The sequence below is a fragment of the Streptococcus sp. SI1 genome, assembly GCF_030439945.1.
Taxonomy (GTDB): domain Bacteria; phylum Bacillota; class Bacilli; order Lactobacillales; family Streptococcaceae; genus Streptococcus; species Streptococcus intermedius.
Window position 1 is genome coordinate 91,339 of the sequence record NZ_JAQFJE010000004.1, and the last position, 18,149, is coordinate 109,487.

The window sequence follows — 18,149 nt, forward strand, 5'->3', positions numbered from 1 at the left end:
AGTCCTACCCACCTTTCAAAGCTGTACTTTTTGAACTCAGCTCTTGTATCATTGATTTACTTCATCCTATACTTTAAAACAAAAACTCTTTGGCTCACTTCCTATTGATTTTGATCTTAAAAAAGGAAGACAGTCTTAAAGGTGACTAACCAAAAAACCATCAGATTAGCTAGTTCAGCCAATCTGATGGTTTTATTCTTCCACGAAACGTCCAAGAATGTGAACATTATCTGCTACTGATACAAAAGCATGTGGGTCTACTTTTCGCATGATATGCTTGAATTCATTAAATTCAGCACGCGTAATAACTGTAATCAAAACTGCTTTTTTCTCATGATTGTAGGTACCTTCTGCACCATTGATAATCGTTGCACCACGATGCAACTTATTGTGGATTTTTTCAATAACAGCTTCAGGATAACTGGTAATAATCATAGCTTGCATCCTCTTTTGCTTGGTAAAGACGGCATCTGTCACCCGACTCGAAACAAAAATCGTAATCATCGAATAAAGCGCATATTTCCACCCAAAGGTCACACCCGCAATAATCATAATCATCCCATTGACAATAAAAGAAATATTTCCGACATTTCTGCCTGTTTTCTTCCGAACTGTCAAACTGACAATGTCTGTCCCACCACTAGAAATATTGGAACGCAAAGCAAAGCCAATTCCCATTCCCATAATGACCCCACCAAACAATGCATTGATAATTGGGTCATTTGTTAAACTCACTTCAGGAACAAACTGGATAAACAGTGAGCTCATGGAAACCGTAATAAAAGTAAACACCGTAAACTTGTGCCCAATTTGATACCAAGCCAAGATCATTAGTGGGATATTGATGAGATAAAAAGTTACAGAAACAGGAATGGCAAATCCCAAAAAACGTATACTTAAAGCGGCTAAAATCTGTGCCAATCCCGTCGCCCCACTTGAGTACACATGCCCTGGTTGAAAGAAGAGATTAACTGCAACAGCAGATAAAAAACCATAGATTAGTGAAGCAGATATTTTTTCATCATACTTCTTACGGGAGATACTTTTAAGCACTTGTATCAATTTAAAATTATAAGCCAAACGGCGCAAATAATAACGAAATCGTTTATAAATCTTAGTTTTCTTCATGAGTTTCTACTTGTAAACTTAATTCCTCAAGCTGCTTAGTGTCAACTAGACTTGGCGCCTGTGTCATAGGATCACTTGCTTTATTATTTTTAGGGAAAGCAATCACTTCACGGATATTTTCCTCACCAGCTAGCAACATGACAAAGCGATCTAGTCCGATAGCTAACCCACCATGTGGTGGAAAGCCGTAATCCATAGCTTCTAGCAAGAAACCAAACTGATTAGTAGCTGCTTCTTTAGAAAAACCAAGGGCTTTAAACATTCGTTCTTGCAAATCTTTATGGTTAATACGAAGACTTCCACCACCCAATTCATAACCATTCAAGACAATATCATAAGCAATGGCACGAACTTTACTCAAATCACCTTCTAACTCATGAGCTGTGTCTGCTTGTGGAAGGGTGAATGGGTGATGTGCACTCATATAACGTCCTTCCTCTTCTGACCATTCAAACATTGGCCAATCCACTACCCAAAGATAATTAAATTTCGACTCATCAATCAAGCCTAGTTCTTTTGCCAAACGGACACGAAGTGCACCCAAAGTTGCATTGGCAACTTCTACAGTATCAGCTACAAAGAGAACCAAATCATTTTCTTCAAGCCGTAAAGCATCCGTCAACTCACTTGTCAAGTCTTTCAAAAATTTAGCAATTGGACCATTTAATTCATCTGAGGCCACTTTGACCCAAGCAAGTCCTTTTGCACCATATTGTTTTGCCTGCTCTGTCAGCTTATCAATATCTTTACGAGAATATTTATCAGCAGCATTTTTCACAACAATAGCTTTAACTACTGGTGCTTCTGAAAAAACTTTAAAGTCAATCTCCTTGACAATATCTGTCAAGTCTTGCAAAAGCATTTCAAAACGAGTATCTGGTTTATCACTTCCATATAAAGTCATTGCATCATCATATGTCATTCGTGGGAATGGCAGTGTAACCTCAATCCCCTTTGTTTCTTTCATCACTTGAGCAATCAAGCCTTCTGTAATATCTTGGATTTCTTGATCAGAAAGAAATGAAGTTTCCAAGTCAACTTGTGTAAACTCTGGTTGACGATCGCCACGCAAATCCTCATCACGGAAACACTTCACAATTTGATAATAACGATCAAAACCAGCATTCATCAACAATTGTTTTGTAATCTGAGGACTTTGTGGCAATGCATAGAAATGCCCTTGGTTCACTCGACTTGGCACCAAATAATCACGCGCACCTTCTGGAGTTGATTTCGTAAGAAACGGAGTTTCTATATCAATAAACTCAAGCTCATCTAAGTAATTACGAATTGAATGTGTTACTTTAGCTCGTAATTTCAAATTTGCCAACATTTCAGGACGTCGAAGATCTAAGTACCGATAACGAAGGCGTGTATCATCATTCGCTTCAATACCATCTTTAATTTCAAATGGAGTTGTTTTGGCTGTATTGAGAATTGTCAAAGTCTCCACATGCAGTTCAACAGTTCCTGTTGCAAGTTTATCATTTGCCTGCGTACGTGCTTCTACTTTTCCAGTCACTTCAATAACATATTCGCTTCGCAACTTTTCGGCAGTTCCCATGACTTCTTTAGTCACATTCTCGGGATTGATAACCAGCTGCATAATGCCTTCGCGGTCACGTAAATCAATGAAAATCAAGCCTCCCAAGTCACGACGACGAGATACCCAGCCTTTTAAAGTGATTTCTTGACCGACATGTTCACTACGAACACGTCCAGCATACATTGAACGTCTCATTTTTATTCTCCAAACTTTTAATTCTTTTACTATTTTACCACAAAAGAGATGAAAAAGAAGTCCGCTTTTCAAAAACTTCTTATCTTAACCTAATCTCTCATAAAAAGGAGATTAAGTTTCATTTCTTAATCTCTCTTTCATATAATTCAGGATGCAAAATCTTAACAACATAACTTGAGGCTAAGCGCAACAGTCCTGCCGCTAAACCAAAAATCGGTGCTAAGAATCGAAAGAAAAAGTCTCCTCTAACAAAATAAGCAATACCACCTATTACTAAAAAAACTATTATAAATTGAAGTATAGATGGAATGACAATTTTTTTCATCAGTTATTCAACCTCTGTTCACCTTACACAAATAATAGCAGAAAACCGCTACCTAGCTTTTGCACTTCTCAACTAAAATCCTACTTGCTTAAAAATTGCTTGAAAATCTTCTTGGATCTGATTTAAATCGACAATTAATTCTTCACGCGTTTGGTTGTTTTTGACAGTGACTTGCTTGCTTTCAATTTCACTTTCGCCAAGAGTTATTAACACTTTAGCACCAAAGGTATCTGCTGACTTGAATTGCGCTTTTAACTTACGATTTAAATAATCACGCTCAACTGTAAACCCTTGCCTGCGAAGTGCTTGCACAATTTCCAATGCTGTATTATTAGCACCTTCTCCCAAAACTGCAATATAAACATCTAAGCGATTCTCTAGCGGCAATTCCACACCTTGCTTTTCAAGAACGAGTAGGAGGCGCTCCACACCCATTCCAAAGCCAAATCCAGCTGTCTCTGGCCCACCAAAATAAGCAACAAGGCTATCATAACGCCCCCCTGCACAAATTGTCAGTTCATTACCTGCTACATCTGCGGTAAATTCAAAAATCGTATGATTATAATAATCTAATCCACGAACCATATTAGTATTGATGGTATAAGGAATTTCCAGCGCCTCCAACAGCGACCGCACTGCTTGAAAATGAGTTTGGCTTTCTTTATCTAGATAATCCAAAATAGACGGTGCATTTTCAACAGCAAGTTTATCTTCTTTTTCCTTACTGTCTAATACACGAAGAGGATTCTCTTCCAAACGACGTTGGCTATCTTTAGACAGATTGTCTTTTAATGGCATCAAATAATCAATCAAGGCCTGACGGTAAGTGGCACGACTCTCCGCATTCCCCAGACTGTTCAATTGCAACGTCACATTGCGAATACCAATTTCATTAAAAAATTGGGCTGCCATAGCAATCGTCTCTACATCAGTCGCAGGATTGTTTGAGCCAAAACACTCTACACCAATCTGATGAAATTCCCGCAAACGACCAGCTTGTGGACGCTCATATCGAAACATTGAACCCATATAGTAAAGTTTTACCGGTTTTTGGATTTCTGGTGCAAATAGCTTATTTTCCACATAAGAACGTACGACAGGTGCTGTCCCTTCAGGACGCAAGGTAATATGGCGATCGCCTTTATCGTAAAAATCATACATTTCTTTCGTCACAATATCGGTCGTATCCCCAACAGAGCGGCTGATCACTTCATAGTGCTCAAACAGTGGTGTGCGAATCTCAGCATAGTTGTATTTTTTAAAAGTATTACGAGCAAATTCTTCCACATACTGCCATTTCCCAGAGTCCTTTGGAAGAATATCTTGTGTACCCTTTGGTTTTTGTAATTTCATAGTCTTTCCTCGAATTTATATAATATAATTATTGTACCACAAGTCCGTTATTTTGCGGGACATTTGAAAATATTTCCCATAGAAAACTTCCCTTTGCTGAAAAAAACTGGCTAGTTTGTCAAAAAAATTGTCAAGTAACTTTACTTTACAAAAAAAATTTGATATACTACTAAAGTTGATGAAATTCATCATTGAATAGATTTTAAAAACTAAAAGGAGAATTTAAAATGGCAGTACCTGCACGTCGCACTTCAAAAGCGAAAAAAAACAAACGTCGCACTCACTACAAAATTACAGCTCCATCTGTAACTTTTGATGAAACTACTGGAGATTACTCACGTTCTCACCGTGTATCCCTTAAAGGATACTACAAAGGACGTAAAATCGCTAAAGCTGCTGCAGCTGAATAATAGAAGGGAGCTATCATGCGCGTAAATATTACACTTGAACACAAAGCATCTGGTGAACGCTTGTACCTTACTTCTAAAAACAAACGTAACACTCCAGACCGTCTTCAATTGAAGAAATACTCACCAAAACTTCGCAAGCACGTTGTGTTTACAGAGGTTAAGTAAGGGTTTCAGTACACGTCAATAGACGTCAAAATATTGATTTTAAGCGATTTTTGATTTTTTGAAACTCATTATATCGCACTACAAATCAATAAAAACTCTACCTTTTACTCTACCTTTTTTAGATAAATATATCATCTGGATATTGAAGTTAAGCCCTGCTATCATTTCGATGGCAGGGCTTTTTAATATTTGGTACATTAACTTCTTATCTATATTTTGGTGGATTTTAAGTTGACATCTACAAAGTTTAATGTTAGAATACATTCAAAAATATATTTGAATGAGGTATTTTATGATTCAAAATGTTGTTACTTCAATAATCCTGTATTCTGGGACAGCCGTAGACTTACTTATTATCCTAATGTTATTTTTTGCCAAAAGAAAAAGCAGAAAAGACATCATTAACATCTATTTAGGACAGTTTCTAGGCTCTGTTAGTCTAATATTGCTAAGTTTACTTTTTGCATTTGTCTTAAATTATATTCCTAGTAAAGAGATTTTAGGTTTGCTCGGTTTGATTCCAATTTTCCTAGGACTCAAAGTTTTGCTTTTAGGAGATTCTGATGGAGAAGCTATTGCAAAAGATGGTTTGCGAAAAGATAATAAAAACCTGATTTTTCTAGTCGCTATGATTACTTTTGCAAGTTGTGGTGCTGACAATATTGGTGTTTTTGTCCCATATTTTACCACCTTAAATTTAGCGAATTTGATAGTGACTTTACTTACTTTTCTAGTCATGATTTATCTCTTGGTTTTTTCTGCCCAAAAATTGGCACAAGTCCCTTCTGTTGGAGAAACTTTGGAAAAATATAGCAGATGGTTTATTGCCGTTGTCTATTTAGGATTGGGGATGTATATCCTGATTGAAAACAACAGCTTTGACATGCTATGGACTGTGTTAAGCTAGGAGAAAATATTATGAAAAAAGATAGTATCTGCCAAGTGAATGTTATAAATCAACAAAATGTTACAACCGCAACGAACTACCTTGAAAAGGAAAAAGTCCAAAAATCACTTCGCATTTTATCAAAGTTTACCGATAATAAACAGATAAATATCATCTTTTATCTCCTTGTTGTTGAAGAACTCTGTGTCTGCGATATAGCCTGTTTACTAAATCTCAGTATGGCATCTGCCTCCCACCATCTTCGTAAACTAGCCAATCAAAACATCTTGGACACTAGAAGAGATGGGAAAATTATATATTATTTTATAAAAGATGAGGAAATCAGAGATTTTTTTAATCAACTAGGATAACAACTATTTTTACTACTTTTCCATGATTATAGGGGGATTATATATGAAATTTTTTGAAGAAAATTATTCACAAGAAATACCTACTCGTATCAAAAATTTAAGAAAAAAACACAATATTACACAAAGCGAACTAGGCAATGCAGGTCAAGTTAGTCAAGTTGAAAGTGGTAAGCGACCAATTACGAGTTCGATGTTAGTTTATTTAAATGCTCTAACCGCTTCGAGCTATACGTATATCGTTTTTGGAGAGTTAGATGAGTTTATTGAGAATCTGTTTCATTATTTTTTCAGTTCTATTTTATATAGAGATTTAGAGGCTGTAGATGAAAACCTATATTCTTTCATGAGTGATGATTTAATTTCAATCCAATCTAGCTGTCTTAGACTTTCTAAGACATTCGCAAATTTCAATATTAAAAGAAAAAATTTTTTGGTTTCTGATGAAACTGAAATGGATACTTTTCACAAGAAAGATGACATTGATATTACTGTTGGTGAAAAAAGTTATAACCTCGCTAGAAGTTTTAGAACCCGTACCATCAATGAATTGACTGTCATTGATTTTGAAGAAATGTTTGATATTCTTTGGTTGATGTTAGGGGATAATTTAATTAAATCATTTGAAGTTAATGTCTGTGGTATCCTATTTGAATTGGACGGAAATGGCATACCCTCAACATTTAGGAAAGAAAACATTGATCCTCTCATCAATAAATGGTGGTATGATAACGTTTCGACAGAAATTATCCCTAATCTAATAAAAAAACTCAAAGAAAATCCACTATTCAATATCGGATTTCTGGTTGATGATATTCTAGAACGAATGTATAAAGAAAATATCCCAAAATCTTACCTTACGTCCGTTCCGTTAGTTAGTTCCAAAAAAGCAAGGTCAACTTTATCAGTTAAGTCAAACGGAAGTCAAAAAATAGATAAATCAAAATTTGCACAGATAAATTATGACTTTATGAAGTTAGTAAGTCAAGGTAAAGATATCACAGACTTGTACCAAAAATATTCTGAAAAGGAGCTAACAAATATGGGTATTCGTATTCATAAATCCACTGATATAGAAAGGATTGAGGAAAAAACTTTTGATGAAATAATCAGCTGGGTTTCCAATCCTTATGCAACAAGACCAATTCAGGAAATATCCAGTATTCAAATAGAGCCCACAAGATTTTCACTAGAGGATAAGAAAAGAATTGAAGAAGCTGCAGCTCAAGGACTAAGCGAAATCGACCTTATTGATTTAGTTGACCTATATGATATTAATTTAGACAATACAAGCGTCAATCGCTATATTGAGGGATTATTGACGAATAATACACAAGTAACATACTATTTCCAAGAACAATTAAACGAGGAATTACTCGCAATGGCTTCGACTTTAGATAGAGTTCAACAAGCATTTATTAAACTATTAAGCGAAGAAGAGATACGAAAATTTGCTCTTTAAAAACTAGGTGAATCGCCTAGTTTTTTTTTGCGCTTCGTTTTACAAATTAGTCTATTGAAGTAAAAAAAGAAGTAAAAAATAAAAGAACATTATGCCTTATACTGAATATATCAAGAAAAACTCTTGATAAAAATTTTAACAGTCCATATTGATGGCCATCAAAGGACAGATTGAAACAAATATGATGATATGACAATAAAGGTCATGTCTTGCATAGAATTGTTTCGCTGTTTCTTTGTTGTGCCTTTTAGCATACTCAGCGTTCAATATTTGCTCATATACGTTTCTTTCTGTCCAAGGACGAGAAAGGATCATATATTACTATGAGTAATAAAGTACAAGAACGCCGTGAGCGTAAAATCACAGAAGCTATTAAAGCTAAAAATTGGAATGAAGTAACTCGTTTGCTTCAACAAGAACAAAGTAATGCAGAACGGCGTGACCGATACCACCATAAACGAAGTATGGAAGAAAACATAGCTCGTAATGACGGTAAACGACGTGAACGCTATGAAGTAGTTGCAAGTTCTGATTTGAATCCCGAAGAAGCTTTAATCCTAGAGGAGTTAATACAAGCTATTCGTGAAGCTAAAGCATCCCTATCAGAAATTGACAGTAAGATTGTTGAAATGATAGCGGAACAAGGTTCAAGCTATAAAGAAACGGCTCGCTATGTCACTGAACATTATAAAAAAATGAGTGATGTAACAGTTAAATCCCATTATTGTAAAGCGCTAAAAAAATTAGCACCTTTATTAAAAACTTATCGCTAATCCCTCAAATCCAGTGTCTCTTATCACTGGATTTTTTTGTAAAAAAATTAAAAATTCAACAAATAACTTTGCGTTTAGCTGTCTCATTCTCCTTAGTAATAAGGAGGTGGTACACAACCAAAACAACTACGTCCAGCTCACGACCAAAACCGAGCAACTCGCATTCGCATTATTTCTCAATAATAAAGGAGGAACAGCCCTATGGCGTTTAAAATGAAAACCACAAAAGGTGGTTATACAACTACATTGGCTGATAAAATTATCAGTCAAAAACAACCGATTTACTCACTTAGTACCGAACTTGAACCACAACAACGGTTTGAAGAAGGAAAACCAACAGGAGAAATCGTAGCCTATAAAGCATGGTTTGTACAGGAAGGGCAAGACCCTTTCCAAGTAAAATTCGAAGATAGGATTGAGCTTCCATCGTTCCAATCCATGATTCAATTTGACACCCTACAAGCTTGCGAAGTAAAATATAACGTTTACTTCAAAGCAAATGGTATCAAGGAGGTGCGGTAATGACCTCACAATCTCGTGATGCGCTGAACCAATCTTTCCTGCAATCTTACCTGCTCCAGAGCCTAAACATGGCTCTGGGGGCTTTAATGCAGGGGGAAACCAGCTATACTAATTCTTTTAACGTCATTATTCAAGAAGACGGCTTTGTCTTTGTCCCTCGCCTGCCTTGTGCTTATATTCTTGATGATGACTTGTACAAGAAAATTTTTCTGATTGCTAACGCTTCTCTCTACCCTCAATTTACTCTCTTGAAACAAAATGCAACCTATTTTGTTCCACTCAAAACAGATGACTTACACATTCAACGTGGATTGTTTTTCCCTTGGAAAAAGGGAATTTCAGAACGTTTAACTATTCCTGATTTGGATAAATTTTCAGCTAGCCTACCACAAGGAAAAATTCCCATTATGAAGCACTTTGAACTAAACCTTGAAAAGATAAATCACTGGGCTATTGCTGGAAATTCAGGCTCTGGGAAAAGCTATGCTTTAACGTACTTTTTGAGTGTTCTGAAACATATGTCTGACTTAATTATAATTGACCCAAAATTCGATACACCAAGCCGATGGGCAAGGGAAAATCAAATTGCAGTTATCCACCCTGTCGAAAACCGTTCAAAATCTGATTTCGTTTCACAAGTCAATGAACAATTAAGCCAATGTGCAACCCTCATTCAGAAACGACAAGCTATCTTATATGATAACCCCAACCATCAATTTACTCATCTAACCATTGTCATTGATGAAGTCCTAGCCCTATCAGAGGGAGTCAATAAGAACATCAAAGAAGCCTTTTTCTCTTTACTCTCACAAATTGCCTTGTTGGGACGTGCTACCAAAATCCATCTCTTTTTAGTAAGCCAGCGTTTTGACCATAACACTATCCCCATTTCAGTGAGGGAACAGCTAAACGTATTGATACAAATTGGAAATATCAATCATAAAACCACTCAATTCTTATTTCCAGACCTAGACCCAGAGGGTATTGTCATTCCAACAGGACATGGAACAGGCATCATTCAAGTTATCGACAATGAACACCCCTACCAAATTCTGCCCCTACTCTGTCCAACCTACTACACTAAGCGAGGTATTTTATGACCACTAAAACATACTTTATGAGAAGTTTCAATCTCATACTATACTTACTTCTATTTGCTCCTATCTGTTCTGCATTTGGTTGCTTATTCAATTTTCTTTCTGTTCAATTAACCAACATCACATTTTTCAATCTAGATACGGTCAAAAGTACTACGGATTTCATTAGTTCCGTTTGTCATAGATTTGCTCTTGTTTCTCTACTACTTGCCTTATTATTGGCTGGGATAGAGATGATACAACGATTGAAAACAGATAGTTTTTGGAATTACTGTCAATCTGTCTATCGTACTTTCATGTTGCGACACTTCCTGTTTCAGCGTGAACGAGTACAGAAGATAAGCAACCTTGAACATCAGACCGTTACCACTATCAATCCAATCCATAACGGATTTAACCGAGCTGTTCGCAAGTGTATTGTAGATATACGAAAAGATACCATCACTATTTTTCTAAAAGTCCCTAGAGACCAACAGGGGCAAAAAATCCTAAAAGAGATGGAAGCACAATTAAAAGAAGAAATCGTCAGCCAACATGCAGACTATTATTTCTCCTCTCCTATTCGAGTTCGTAACCAATTGTGGTTCACTGGACAAAAACGTTAATACCTTGGGGCTGTGGCTTGCGTTAAGCAAAAGCCAGACAGCCCCTTTTTATATTCTTATCTATCATGACCTATTGGGGTTACTACGACCCCCAATAGGTCAATAATCAATAATCACAAAAAATTCAATTTTTTCAAAAAACTTTGCATCTGACCTGCCATTTCTCCTTAGTAATAGAGCCCAAAAGAAATGAGGTAACTGCCTATGGCAAAAGAACAACGCTCAACCAAATGGACGTTTCTCTTCTACGAGGAAAGCGCACCAGAGGACTACTTGACTATCTTAGAGAAACTTCATATCCCCTTTATTCTTAGTCCTTGGCATGATAAAGATGTTAATAAACAAACAGGAGAGTTCAAAAAGTCGCACAAACACGGTGCTTTCTTCTTTGATTCACTGAAAAGCTATTCTCAAGTATCAAATATCATCAGTGACAAACTGAACGGTCCAGCACATGTGGAGGTAGTTATGTCTCCCACTGGTTTATTTGACTACTTTACCCATGCGGAAAATCCAGATAAGACCCCCTACAACATTGAGGATATTGAAGTCGGTTGTGGATTTAATTTGGAAAAATTCTTGATGGAGATGAACTCCTCGGATTTTATACATGAAGTAGTCGATATTATCGAAGAAAACGACTTTACCGAATTTGAAGAATTGGTCTGGTATGCCCGAGCAAACAATACCAATTTATTAGGACTTATCATTGAACGTACATATTTCTTCGCCAAGTACCTAGATTCACGACGATACAATCCTAATCGACTCCATAATTCAAACACAGAGGAGAAAGAGAATAATGAATAACGAAAAATTAGAACAAATTGAACAATCATTGCAAACTCTTATCAAACTCATTCAAATCAAAGAACAGAACATACAACTAAAGATAATACAACAGCGAGAATTGTTAAAACAGCTAAACATCTCTCCAAACACACTAAAAACTTGGGAACAAAAGGGACTAAAAAGGTTAGAACCTCCTATCGAGGGAACAAGAACTGTCTTCTATCTATTAGATGATATTATTGACTTCTTGCAACCCTAATTTTGAAAAATTGTGCTAAAATAGTTTTATCTAAAAGAAAGAGTGGTAACTATTTTAGCCTACTTCAATATTCATGAAGAAAGGCAACTATGAAAATAGAATTCATTATCCATAACGGAAAAAAGATAATTAAAAAAATCAAAAAAGATAAGTCCATATCATACACCTTAAAAGGTGCATTTCTAGGAAAAGATGTAAAAACTGGTAAACAAGTTACTACTACCATTACAGCCAAGACACTAAAACAGTTAGATAGAGCAATCATTCAAGCTCGACTAGAATTTGAAAAAAATGGCTCAACACGAGAAAAAGTTATCATCATTGATACACTTGAAGATTTAGCTGAAGAATGGTTTAAATCATACAAGACCTGGGTTAACTCGCATAATACACTGAACAGAGTAAGAGGTTATCTTGATAATTATATTATCCCTAAATTTGGAGATTACAAACCAGATAAAATTGAATCTGCGGATATCCAGCTTTGGTTAAATGATTTGGCAAAGAAATCAAAAGAGTCCATTGAATCTGGTGTAAAGCGTGCTGATAAAGGTAGTGCTAAAGATTTTGGTGCTGTTATCCATAAGTTGAAAGATATTTTTGACTATGGAATTACAAACTATGGACTAATTACTAATCCTGTTGTCTCTGTCAAGATACCACCTAAGCCAAAATCAAATAAGCAACGCATCATGGTATTACATGATGATAGTCTTGTAGTATGGCTTAATTATCTTGAAAGTTTAGATAACACTAGAGCCAATCGTAGATTTAAGTTAATTTGTAATACTTTATTAGCCTCCGCTTTGCGAATAAATGAACTACTTGCATTGACGATTGATGACCTAGATTTTGAAAATTCTTCTATTAACGTCAGTAAAACATTGATGTGGAAAACTGCAAATAAAAAAGATGGGACAAAAGGGGAAGTTATCTGTAAAGCTACACCAAAAACTGATGCAGGAAATCGCTCTGTTCCTGTCCCTCTCCCCATAATAGAAAAACTCATAGATTTCCACAATGAAATGAACAAGTATCTCGAATTGCACAACAGACATAGAACAAAACTGATTTTCCCTACAATCTATGGGAACTATATGTGTGATAGAAACGAGAGAACAACTCTTAAGAAAAGGTTAGTAGGTCTTGGATTACCAAACTATGGTTTCCATTTATTCCGACATACTCATGCTTCAATGCTACTTAATGCTGGAACAAATTGGAAAGAACTCCAAGTCAGAATGGGACATAAATCCATTTCAACTACAATGGATACTTACGCTGAATTAGCACCACAACGAAAGTTAGAAGCTGTGGGGATTTATCTTGAAAAGATTGCTGAACTAACGCAATAACTACTCTACCATTCACTCTACCTTTTATTATGTAGCATTCTAAAAACATTGATGTACCAACGTTTCTAACAGCTAAAATAGAAATTATTTAACTCTTACAGAGGTTAAATAATTGAGATAAAGAAAAGCCTATGGAATCAATGTTTCAAAGGCTTTTTCATTTTAGCAAATTAACTGAATTTCAACTGATTAAGTCATCTTAGCAAAGCAATAATAGCACTAACAGTATTGGTCTTTGTGTAGTTTATTTCTGTTAGCACTCTCAAAACGGAAGACGTAAGTAAAACTACCTTTTTATTTATCTAAAAATTAATGTTGGATATGAGTTATAGGTATCTATTCCTTCTTGAAAAAATTCTCTGAAGACAATACAATCGTTAAAAAAGCAATTAGTAAAAATATAATCCAAGTTATATTCGTGTTCCAAGAAGATGTTAAACTAAATATGGCAGCTCCTAAAGGAATAGAGAGTGTAAACAATAAAGAGAGAAAATTACTCGTTTGAGCCAAAATATTAGATGGCAAATTTGTTAATAAAAGTGAATTAATTTTTGGATTGACTTTTCCTGATAAATACGTCGCGAATGCAAGTATTAAAATTCCAATTAAAGGGGTAGGACTGAACAAATTTGAAATTGCTACAAGTAGAAAAATGACGGAATTAATCCTTACCAATTTCCCAATCGATAGTCTAGAAAAATAATCATTTGGTGTTAGGCTTCCCAACAATATTCCCCCCACTAAAATTACTTCAACAACAAGCAATGATTGGCTATAGGTAAAACTCAATAAATTGTGTTCTAGTAAAAAAATATTGTATACGGCAGTAATTGACCCTCCTAAAGAGTTTAGAAGAAGAATTGAAATTAATAAATTTATAAAATTTCCTGAGTTGGTATCGTTAAATATCATTTTGATATTATTAAACATTTTTATAATTTGTTTCTTCAGGGATAATTTTTCATGATTATTATCCTCATCAATAATTTTATAAGTCATCTTATCTTTAATCGTAATTAAAACAAAAGAAGATAGGAAGAATGAAATTCCATTAATAAAGGCGACGAATGCAAAGTTATTATGCGATATAGTTAAAAGCCATATACCTATAGCTTGTCCTGATAGACTGCAGATGTATGAAATAAACTGTGTAAATGAATAAGCTTCAACTAAATCCTCTTGTGAAACGTTATTTTGGATAATTGGCATTCGTAGGCCATTTGCAAAATCACTCAACGTATCACTAATTACATTGATTAAACAGACTAATGAAAATACAAGTAAAGTAGATTCATGAATAATTAATGATGCAAACGTAAAAAGCACAGCTTGGATAATACCTATATAAATTAGCCAGTTTCCTTTTTTTCTAGTTTTATCAGCTCTTATTCCTACAAATACCGTAAATATTGTAGGAATAACCATTGTTATATTTGCAATCCCCACAACTAACTTCGAATGGAATACGGTAGCAGCATAAACTACGAATACAATGTTATAGAGATATGAACCCATTGAATTTAGAAGGCGTGATAATGTTAACACACCATATAGACGATTTTTCAAAAATAATTTCATCATCTTCTCCCTTCCTTAATTGATTGGATACGATTATAAATGGTTAAAAATTCTGAATTTTCTATTCTACTTGTATTCAAATAAAAGCTTGATGAAATGATTAAAACATTCGAATATTCCAGATATTTTTTACAATTTGTTAGTTCGTACACATCTAATAAAGTATCAGCAATTCCCAACATACCATCCCAATAGGTCGGACGCTGAGCAAAATTAACTAATAACCCTTCAGCAAATTCTTCTATTAGAGGACGAAACTCTACCGCATCAATTTTACATAATGCTTTTATAAAGCCAGCTGATCCATTTTTTAAATATGGAGACGCAGTTTTATCAGAGACCTTTACCATCCGACCACAATTAGTTTTAAGAGATTTAGATAGAATTTCAGTAATTCCATAGTTAATAATGTCTTTATCTACTGATAAATTATCTAAAAGTATCAAAACTCCGGATAATCCGTCTAGACCAAAATCACTTTCATTATTTATAAAATGTTTGATTACTTCTAAATTATCTAGATTATGAATATACTTTTCATATTTTTTATTATGCTTGTAAACTAATTCTTCAATGCTTAAATATGGAGATTTTAAAATATCATACTTGCAATTATGTATAGTTGGATTAATTAATATTGTTCGTTCCTGAATTGATTTGGCATAAATAGTTGACATTATTTTCATTGCTGTATTTATATCTGGATTTTTACTAAATAAATATCTAATAAGAATATCTATATTAGAGTCTATCCCATAAAAATATAGAAATTGTTTTAAAATCTCAACTTCTTCTTTTATCTGCCTTTTTATGTGTAATCTCCCAACGAGGAATAAAATCATATTACCCACTTTATGACAATCTGAAACTTTCCCATCTAGAGAATTCCATTCCTTTAAACTTATATTACTAAAAATTCCTGTAATTGGTTTTTTACCATATTTATAAGAATGCTCTAAATCTACAAAATATATATTTCCATTTTTATCAATTTTAAAGTTATCTGGATGAATATCATTTAAAATTAAATCATTTTTATGAAAATGGGAAATTAATTTTAAGGTTTTAAAAAATGCTTCTAACAATTTTTTAAATTTATTAGTATTTTCTACCCACTTATTTAATTTGTATCCATATAAAGTATAGTTACTACAATAATCTGAAAATGTCTTTCCATCTATATATTCATAAATATAATAGTGGTTTATCCATTCATTCACACTTTCTATAGCCTTTGGAATATATGCTTTTATATTGCTTGAAAGTTGAAATTCATTTTCACGAAGCTGTTGTTTTTCGATATTTTCATAAAAAAGTATATTTGGTCTAGCCTCTTTCATTACAATCTCCAAATTATTCCTTTTCGAAATTCCTTTGTAGACATTCCCGCCGCTTGATGTTTTAAGAACTTCATTTATGATATAATGTTCGGACAAATATGATTCTTCAGATAAGTCACTTTCTTGTATATCCTCTATCCAACTTGGTAATTCAAAATAATTTTTAGGATAATCTTGCCATATTTCTCCGTTTGGACCATTCAAAGTAAGTTTACCGTCCTTAATATAATTTATATCCTCTTTAAAGAAGCCATATCGGTAAAAAATATTATTAGAATCTCTGTATGAACGATCGCTCATTACATATATCCCATCTGTTGTTTTTGGAATACGGTCATACAATTCAGAAAGAATTTTTTGAAAACTTAATTGGTCTTTTGGATATATTGTAATAAGTTTTCCTGATGACGACATACTTGTTTTAATCGAAAAATTTTGCAAAATATCATCTTTTTCATAGATGTACTTGTAAGAAAGCTTATTATTTTCAAGATAAGGTATCACAATATTGAGGATTTCATTAAAATTATAAGGCGTTGCAGAGATATGGATTTTATAACCAAATGTTGGCAATAACTAACTCTCTCTTATTCTATATTTAAAAATACTTGACATATGTTTATGTTCTCCTAATTCAAAAAATAGAGCTTATACAAAGCTCTATTGTATTAAACAATGAGTATCCAAAAATGATGTTAACATTTTTCCTTATGAAATGATTGGGCATCCAATAGTAATGTTAATATTTTGGTCAGATTGTACAATTTCTTTTTTATTGATATTATTGATAAATTTTGTCATATGCTACTTCCTTACTAATAAATTTAACGTGTAGAAAATACTTTATGTATTAGTCATGTACAAAAATTATTATGAATTATCATGGTCGACTTTCCTTCCTAATTTCTATAGTTCCATTATACTTTCATTTTTACTTTTCAAAATTAATCTTGAATATATTCAAAATTTATAAACTGCTTTATTTCCCTAGAAAAAATTATTAAAACTGTCCAAAAGACACTCTTTAGTGTGATTAAAATTTGTATATTTAATTTTTATAAAAGTGTGACATTGAATATATTCAATGTCACACTTTTATTTCTCTATCTGATGAATCATTTTTTCTAGTGCTTTATCATAATATTTAGCAGCTTGATGGCAATCTAGACTTTTGAGAATAGTGGTTGCTTGTTTACATTGTTCTATCCCTTCTTGTTTCTTTCCGTTTTTATAAGTTAATAAACCTTTAGCCCAAAAATAGATTATCCTATAATATGTTTCGTTTTCTTTGTAAAAGTTAGACTGAATTTGTTTATCAAAAAAATTGGCATTAATAAAGTCATCTTTTTCAATACATAGTAATAAGCCATTTAATAACATTGTTTGTATAATAACCCTATTATCATTCATTGAACCTAAAAAATCTGTCCTTCTAAGCATTTCTCTAGCATATCTAGTAAATAAGTCTGGCGTCAAGAGAGTGGAACTAATTGAAAACAAAGTTAATTCATATTTACCCCATATTTCAATGCCAAATAAATAATCATATAAAAACTCTTCTTCATCTTCAGTTAACTTTGTAGTGTCGTCTAGTCCTTTTAAATGAGCTTTTATAACTAACGCATTAACCATATGACTCTTTAAATCTGTTTTATAATTTTCACTAATCTCTTTGTAATATAGCTTTTGTAAACCTTTATAATCGTTCTCTAATTCTAATTGATGGATTTTTTCTTGTAATTCAACCAGCCGGCTTTTAGAAAAACCTCTTGCTAAATACAAGTACTCATTCACCTCAATATGTGTATTTTCTAATGCCACAAATAACTTATAAGCAGAAATATCATTTTTTCCAGATTCAAATCTTGAAAGCATTGAGGGAGAAAATGCTTCGCCAGTTGCCTCAGCTAAAGAAATATGCCTAGCTTCTCTTAATTCCTTAAAAGCTTGTCCTAAATTTTCCATAATTGAACTCCTTCAATCTCACTAT

General features: G+C 33.7%; 20 protein-coding genes. 12 read left to right on the top strand and 8 right to left on the bottom strand.

What is annotated here, in order from left to right; translation table 11 throughout:
* Nucleotides 1-192: 192 nt before the first annotated feature.
* The 4 genes from PCY10_RS06370 to hisS form a co-directional block, all read right to left on the bottom strand.
* On the bottom strand, nucleotides 193-1,128 hold the full coding sequence (locus PCY10_RS06370; protein ID WP_021003331.1) for a YitT family protein: 936 nt from the start codon (nucleotides 1,126-1,128) through the stop codon (nucleotides 193-195).
* Nucleotides 1,115-2,869 carry an aspartate--tRNA ligase gene (gene aspS / locus PCY10_RS06375; RefSeq protein WP_021003332.1) on the bottom strand — a complete coding sequence of 585 codons (1,755 nt, stop codon included), beginning with the start codon at nucleotides 2,867-2,869 and terminating at the stop codon, nucleotides 1,115-1,117. The genes PCY10_RS06370 and aspS overlap by 14 nt, the downstream gene beginning before the upstream one ends.
* 118 nt (nucleotides 2,870-2,987) lie before the next feature.
* Nucleotides 2,988-3,194: a hypothetical protein gene (locus PCY10_RS06380; protein ID WP_003075368.1), complete on the bottom strand. Its 207-nt coding sequence runs from the start codon at nucleotides 3,192-3,194 to the stop codon at nucleotides 2,988-2,990.
* A gap of 72 nt (nucleotides 3,195-3,266) precedes the next feature.
* Nucleotides 3,267-4,547, bottom strand: a complete 1,281-nt coding sequence (gene hisS / locus PCY10_RS06385; RefSeq protein WP_021003333.1) for a histidine--tRNA ligase — start codon at nucleotides 4,545-4,547, stop codon at nucleotides 3,267-3,269.
* 227 nt (nucleotides 4,548-4,774) lie between these two features.
* Between hisS and rpmF the strand changes: the two genes are divergently transcribed.
* On the top strand, nucleotides 4,775-4,957 hold the full coding sequence (gene rpmF, locus PCY10_RS06390) for a 50S ribosomal protein L32 (protein ID WP_003071531.1): 183 nt from the start codon (nucleotides 4,775-4,777) through the stop codon (nucleotides 4,955-4,957).
* 15 nt (nucleotides 4,958-4,972) lie between these two features.
* On the top strand, nucleotides 4,973-5,122 hold the full coding sequence (rpmG, locus tag PCY10_RS06395) for a 50S ribosomal protein L33 (RefSeq protein ID WP_003026692.1): 150 nt from the start codon (nucleotides 4,973-4,975) through the stop codon (nucleotides 5,120-5,122).
* Nucleotides 5,123-5,200: 78 nt separating this feature from the next.
* On the opposite strand, the gene PCY10_RS06400 is transcribed toward rpmG, so the two are convergent.
* Nucleotides 5,201-5,386, bottom strand: a complete 186-nt coding sequence (locus PCY10_RS06400) for a hypothetical protein (protein ID WP_026248198.1) — start codon at nucleotides 5,384-5,386, stop codon at nucleotides 5,201-5,203.
* Between the two features lie 28 nt (nucleotides 5,387-5,414).
* Between PCY10_RS06400 and PCY10_RS06405 the strand changes: the two genes are divergently transcribed.
* The 10 genes from PCY10_RS06405 to PCY10_RS06450 all read left to right on the top strand — a co-directional run bounded on the left by PCY10_RS06405 (nucleotide 5,415) and on the right by PCY10_RS06450 (nucleotide 13,241).
* Nucleotides 5,415-6,029 (top strand): CadD family cadmium resistance transporter, encoded by a 615-nt coding sequence (locus PCY10_RS06405; RefSeq protein WP_003032325.1) that lies wholly within the window; start codon nucleotides 5,415-5,417, stop codon nucleotides 6,027-6,029.
* Nucleotides 6,030-6,040: 11 nt separating this feature from the next.
* On the top strand, nucleotides 6,041-6,379 hold the full coding sequence (gene cadX / locus PCY10_RS06410; RefSeq protein WP_003032337.1) for a Cd(II)/Zn(II)-sensing metalloregulatory transcriptional regulator CadX: 339 nt from the start codon (nucleotides 6,041-6,043) through the stop codon (nucleotides 6,377-6,379).
* Between the two features lie 43 nt (nucleotides 6,380-6,422).
* The gene (locus PCY10_RS06415) at nucleotides 6,423-7,838 is read left to right on the top strand and encodes a helix-turn-helix domain-containing protein (RefSeq protein WP_003077408.1); all 1,416 of its coding nucleotides are present in this window, start codon (nucleotides 6,423-6,425) and stop codon (nucleotides 7,836-7,838) included.
* Between the two features lie 323 nt (nucleotides 7,839-8,161).
* Nucleotides 8,162-8,611, top strand: coding sequence for a sigma factor-like helix-turn-helix DNA-binding protein (locus PCY10_RS06420; RefSeq protein ID WP_003032329.1), 450 nt, complete (start codon nucleotides 8,162-8,164; stop codon nucleotides 8,609-8,611).
* Between the two features lie 201 nt (nucleotides 8,612-8,812).
* The gene (locus PCY10_RS06425; RefSeq protein WP_003032314.1) at nucleotides 8,813-9,133 is read left to right on the top strand and encodes a hypothetical protein; all 321 of its coding nucleotides are present in this window, start codon (nucleotides 8,813-8,815) and stop codon (nucleotides 9,131-9,133) included.
* Complete coding sequence (locus PCY10_RS06430) at nucleotides 9,133-10,233, top strand: type IV secretion system DNA-binding domain-containing protein (protein ID WP_003032336.1); 1,101 nt, start codon at nucleotides 9,133-9,135, stop codon at nucleotides 10,231-10,233. The genes PCY10_RS06425 and PCY10_RS06430 overlap by 1 nt, the downstream gene beginning before the upstream one ends.
* Nucleotides 10,230-10,835 (top strand): hypothetical protein, encoded by a 606-nt coding sequence (locus tag PCY10_RS06435; RefSeq protein WP_003032334.1) that lies wholly within the window; start codon nucleotides 10,230-10,232, stop codon nucleotides 10,833-10,835. Before PCY10_RS06430 ends, PCY10_RS06435 begins: the two co-directional genes overlap by 4 nt.
* Nucleotides 10,836-11,039: 204 nt before the next feature.
* Entirely contained in the window at nucleotides 11,040-11,645 is a 606-nt protein-coding gene (locus PCY10_RS06440; protein ID WP_003032321.1) for a replication protein, read from the top strand.
* On the top strand, nucleotides 11,638-11,886 hold the full coding sequence (locus tag PCY10_RS06445) for a MerR family transcriptional regulator (protein ID WP_002919941.1): 249 nt from the start codon (nucleotides 11,638-11,640) through the stop codon (nucleotides 11,884-11,886). The genes PCY10_RS06440 and PCY10_RS06445 overlap by 8 nt, the downstream gene beginning before the upstream one ends.
* Before the next feature lie 89 nt (nucleotides 11,887-11,975).
* Nucleotides 11,976-13,241 carry a site-specific integrase gene (locus tag PCY10_RS06450; protein WP_003032328.1) on the top strand — a complete coding sequence of 422 codons (1,266 nt, stop codon included), beginning with the start codon at nucleotides 11,976-11,978 and terminating at the stop codon, nucleotides 13,239-13,241.
* Nucleotides 13,242-13,577: 336 nt separating this feature from the next.
* Here PCY10_RS06450 and PCY10_RS06455 read toward each other — a convergent pair whose 3' ends face one another.
* The 3 genes from PCY10_RS06455 to PCY10_RS06465 form a co-directional block, all read right to left on the bottom strand.
* Complete coding sequence (locus tag PCY10_RS06455) at nucleotides 13,578-14,819, bottom strand: MFS transporter (RefSeq protein WP_021003337.1); 1,242 nt, start codon at nucleotides 14,817-14,819, stop codon at nucleotides 13,578-13,580.
* Nucleotides 14,819-16,732 carry a hypothetical protein gene (locus PCY10_RS06460; protein ID WP_021003338.1) on the bottom strand — a complete coding sequence of 638 codons (1,914 nt, stop codon included), beginning with the start codon at nucleotides 16,730-16,732 and terminating at the stop codon, nucleotides 14,819-14,821. Before PCY10_RS06460 ends, PCY10_RS06455 begins: the two co-directional genes overlap by 1 nt.
* Nucleotides 16,733-17,254: 522 nt before the next feature.
* On the bottom strand, nucleotides 17,255-18,124 hold the full coding sequence (locus PCY10_RS06465; RefSeq protein ID WP_021003339.1) for a helix-turn-helix domain-containing protein: 870 nt from the start codon (nucleotides 18,122-18,124) through the stop codon (nucleotides 17,255-17,257).
* Nucleotides 18,125-18,149 lie beyond the last annotated feature (25 nt).

What these genes read in the sequence shown, in the direction of transcription:
- PCY10_RS06370 (WP_021003331.1), bottom strand. Translation starts at nt 1,128, where the DNA reads ATGAAGAAAACTAAGATTTATAAACGATTTCGTTATTATTTGCGCCGT.
- aspS (WP_021003332.1), bottom strand. Translation starts at nt 2,869, where the DNA reads ATGAGACGTTCAATGTATGCTGGACGTGTTCGTAGTGAACATGTCGGT.
- PCY10_RS06380 (WP_003075368.1), bottom strand. Translation starts at nt 3,194, where the DNA reads ATGAAAAAAATTGTCATTCCATCTATACTTCAATTTATAATAGTTTTT.
- hisS (WP_021003333.1), bottom strand. Translation starts at nt 4,547, where the DNA reads ATGAAATTACAAAAACCAAAGGGTACACAAGATATTCTTCCAAAGGAC.
- rpmF (WP_003071531.1), top strand. Translation starts at nt 4,775, where the DNA reads ATGGCAGTACCTGCACGTCGCACTTCAAAAGCGAAAAAAAACAAACGT.
- rpmG (WP_003026692.1), top strand. Translation starts at nt 4,973, where the DNA reads ATGCGCGTAAATATTACACTTGAACACAAAGCATCTGGTGAACGCTTG.
- PCY10_RS06400 (WP_026248198.1), bottom strand. Translation starts at nt 5,386, where the DNA reads ATGTATTCTAACATTAAACTTTGTAGATGTCAACTTAAAATCCACCAA.
- PCY10_RS06405 (WP_003032325.1), top strand. Translation starts at nt 5,415, where the DNA reads ATGATTCAAAATGTTGTTACTTCAATAATCCTGTATTCTGGGACAGCC.
- cadX (WP_003032337.1), top strand. Translation starts at nt 6,041, where the DNA reads ATGAAAAAAGATAGTATCTGCCAAGTGAATGTTATAAATCAACAAAAT.
- PCY10_RS06415 (WP_003077408.1), top strand. Translation starts at nt 6,423, where the DNA reads ATGAAATTTTTTGAAGAAAATTATTCACAAGAAATACCTACTCGTATC.
- PCY10_RS06420 (WP_003032329.1), top strand. Translation starts at nt 8,162, where the DNA reads ATGAGTAATAAAGTACAAGAACGCCGTGAGCGTAAAATCACAGAAGCT.
- PCY10_RS06425 (WP_003032314.1), top strand. Translation starts at nt 8,813, where the DNA reads ATGGCGTTTAAAATGAAAACCACAAAAGGTGGTTATACAACTACATTG.
- PCY10_RS06430 (WP_003032336.1), top strand. Translation starts at nt 9,133, where the DNA reads ATGACCTCACAATCTCGTGATGCGCTGAACCAATCTTTCCTGCAATCT.
- PCY10_RS06435 (WP_003032334.1), top strand. Translation starts at nt 10,230, where the DNA reads ATGACCACTAAAACATACTTTATGAGAAGTTTCAATCTCATACTATAC.
- PCY10_RS06440 (WP_003032321.1), top strand. Translation starts at nt 11,040, where the DNA reads ATGGCAAAAGAACAACGCTCAACCAAATGGACGTTTCTCTTCTACGAG.
- PCY10_RS06445 (WP_002919941.1), top strand. Translation starts at nt 11,638, where the DNA reads ATGAATAACGAAAAATTAGAACAAATTGAACAATCATTGCAAACTCTT.
- PCY10_RS06450 (WP_003032328.1), top strand. Translation starts at nt 11,976, where the DNA reads ATGAAAATAGAATTCATTATCCATAACGGAAAAAAGATAATTAAAAAA.
- PCY10_RS06455 (WP_021003337.1), bottom strand. Translation starts at nt 14,819, where the DNA reads ATGAAATTATTTTTGAAAAATCGTCTATATGGTGTGTTAACATTATCA.
- PCY10_RS06465 (WP_021003339.1), bottom strand. Translation starts at nt 18,124, where the DNA reads ATGGAAAATTTAGGACAAGCTTTTAAGGAATTAAGAGAAGCTAGGCAT.